The sequence below is a fragment of the Saccharomonospora iraqiensis subsp. iraqiensis genome (assembly GCF_000430445.1).
Lineage (GTDB): Bacteria > Actinomycetota > Actinomycetes > Mycobacteriales > Pseudonocardiaceae > Saccharomonospora > Saccharomonospora iraqiensis.
In genome coordinates this window covers 2,344-5,183 of sequence record NZ_KE387093.1, presented here as the reverse complement: position 1 = coordinate 5,183, position 2,840 = coordinate 2,344, and the positions used below count along the sequence as shown (strand labels likewise).

General features: G+C 72.5%; 2 protein-coding genes and 1 pseudogene. All 3 read left to right on the top strand.

Features of this window, described 5'->3' with window-relative positions; genetic code table 11:
- Nucleotides 1–1,125 (top strand): AAA family ATPase (locus tag ACTIR_RS23240; protein WP_034239940.1); only part of this gene is annotated, 1,125 nt, incomplete at its 5' end.
- Between the two features lie 205 nt (nucleotides 1,126–1,330).
- Entirely contained in the window at nucleotides 1,331–2,137 is an 807-nt protein-coding gene (locus ACTIR_RS0113340) for a DUF3239 domain-containing protein (protein WP_026454660.1), read from the top strand.
- A 317-nt stretch (nucleotides 2,138–2,454) separates the two neighbouring features.
- A pseudogene (locus ACTIR_RS26640) lies at nucleotides 2,455–2,840 on the top strand (signal recognition particle-docking protein FtsY); the annotation flags it as partial.

Sequence of the window (2,840 nt, the reverse complement as noted above, 5' to 3'; positions counted from 1 at the left end):
CGGGAACGTGCCGAGCAGGCCCGCATCGCCCGCGCCCGCGGCGCGGAGATCGCCGGCGCCGTCGTGGACGGTGGGGAGTCCGCGCTGGAGCGGATCGAGACGTCGTTGCAGCGCGCGGCGGCGGAGCGGGACGCCATCCAGGCCCGCCGGGAGGAGACCGAGCAGGCGCTCGGCCAGGTGCGCAACCGGGTGCGGGAGCTGACGGTGGAGCTGGAGAAGCTCACCGACGCCGTGCACCGCGACGAGGTCGCCCGTGCGGAGCAGCGGCTGCGGCTGGAGCAGCTGGAGGCCCGGATCACCGAGGAGTTCGCCATCGGGCTGGACGACCTCGTCGCCGAGTACGGCCCGGACGTGGACGTGCCGCCGGGGCCGGGGGAGATGGCCGAGTACGAGGCCGCGAAGGAGCGCGGCGACACCGTGATGGCGCCGCAGCCGATCCCGTACGACCGGGACACCCAGCAGCGCCGCGCCAACCGGGCGGAGAAGGACCTGGCCAAGCTGGGCAAGGTCAACCCGCTGGCGCTGGAGGAGTACGCCGCGCTGGAGGAGCGCTACAAGTTCCTGTCCACCCAGCTGGAGGACCTCAAGCAGACCCGGGAGGATCTGCTCTCCGTCGTCAAGGAGGTCGACGAGAAGATCCTCGAGGTGTTCACCAGCGCCTATCAGGACGTCGCGCGGGAGTTCGAGACGGTGTTCTCGGTGCTGTTCCCGGGTGGGGAGGGGCGCATGGTGCTCACCGAACCCGGGGACATGCTCACCACCGGGGTGGACGTGGAGGCCAGGCCGCCGGGGAAGAAGGTCAAGCGGTTGTCCCTGCTGTCCGGTGGGGAGAAGTCGCTGGTGGCCGTGGCGATGCTGGTGGCGATCTTCCGGGCGCGGCCGTCGCCGTTCTACGTGCTCGACGAGGTCGAGGCGGCGCTGGACGAGACGAACATGCGCAGGCTGATCGGGCTGCTGGAGCAGCTGCGCGCGAACTCGCAGCTGCTGATCATCACGCACCAGAAGCCGACGATGGAGATCGCGGACGCGCTGTACGGGGTGAGCATGCAGGGCGACGGCATCACCCGGGTGATCTCCCAGCGGCTCCGGACGGACGACGGCGTCGAGGAGCCCGCCCCGGCGTGAGGCGTCGTTCCCGCGCCGCCCGTGTCGGTTCGCGGGCGGGGACGGTCGACTCGTGGGCATGGGGCGTCGATTCGCGGACGTGGGGCGTCGACTCGCGGGCGTGGGGCGTCGACTCGCGGGCGTGGGGTGGCGACTCGCGGGCGTGGGGTGGCGACTCGCGGGCTCAGATCACCCGTACGGGTGGCGGGTCTGTCAGGATGCCCGCATGGCAGAGGTGGCAGAGCACGGGTGGCCCGCGGGGGATCCGCGGAGGTTCTTCGACGCGCCGATCGACCCCGAACACCTTCGGCAGAGCAGCCCGAACGTGTACCGCAGGGCGCTGTGGCTCACCCTCGGGATCCTCGTCGGGGGTGTGCTGATCGGGCTCGGCGTGTGGTCGATGCTCGACGGCACGTGGTGGGCGATCCTGCTCGGTGTCCTGGCCGTGCTGGTGGGGTTGGGGCTGTTCCTGCGCGGACTGCTGACCGGTGGTGCCACCCGGCCGTACCGGGGCGGTCAGCTCGTCCCGGGCATGGTGGTGGAGCAGGCCGACGCGGACGTGCAGCTGCTGGTCATGGCGGACACCTCCCGGGACCCGGTGGCGCCGCCCGCCTTCGCCTACCGGCTGATCAGCTTCCGTGCCCGGGAGGGCACCCGGTTCGTGCCGGGCCAGTGGCTGCCGTGCGTGGCCCACGGCTTCGTCGCCCCGCCGTGGAGCAGGCGCTGGTGGAGCTTCGAGGCGTCGCCGGTGGTGTGGGCGACGGCGGAGGCGCAGGTGCTCGACCGCGCGAGTGCGGCCGTGCCGGGCGCGGAGTGGGAACAGCTGCTGGCCGGGGCCGCGCGGGTCGCCGAGATCCGCCGCCGCGGAACCCGGCTCGGCCGGATCGCGGACGACGACCTGCCCGAGTCGCTGCGCCGCCCGCCGACGCGCCTGGGCGTGCCCGTGGAATGGCAACCGGACGGCCGCGCCCGCTTCGTCGGCTCGGTCGCCGACACCCCCACCACACCCCCGCTCACCCACACCGGCACCTGATCGCCGGGGTGTGCCGTGAAGGGCACATTTCCTGCGCCCGGTGCGGCGAGGGGCACATTCACTGCGTCGGGTGCAGGGAAAGTGCCCCTCACGGCACAACGGAGGGTGACCGGCTCGGGTGCCGAGGAACCTGTGGGCGCTGACCGTCCCGTCCGTGCGGGGCAGCAGTACGAACGTCACCACCAGCCTGCCGACGGCGTGACCACCACGTAAGGACCTTCGTGAGGTTTTTGCGGAGTGGATCTGTATTCGGTTGGCCGCTCACCGTGCTCCCGGGGCGACCTGCCCGGGTGGAGGACGGGTGGGAGGATGGCAGCGTGTCGAACACCTGGTTGTGGATCATTGTCGTAGCGGCCGTCGTGCTGTTGGTCGCGCTCGTGGGTGGGCTGACGATCGCGCGCAAGCGTCGGATCAGCCTCCAGCGCGAGCGCGAGCGGGAGGTCGAGGAGAAGCCCAAGGGCGGTGGGTATCAGGCCGGGGGCGGGATCGCACTCGCACCCGGCGGTGACCAGGCCACGACCAGCACGGCGCCGCCCACCCCGCCGGCGCCCGAACGCACCGAGACCGACGGCGAGCCCGGTGTGGGTGACGATGCCGCCACGCCCCGCGACGCTCCGCGTCGGGACATCGTCGACGTGCGGCTGCCGGAGGAGCAGCGCCGTGCCGGGCCGGTGCCGGAACCCCGGCCGGGCACCACCGCCGA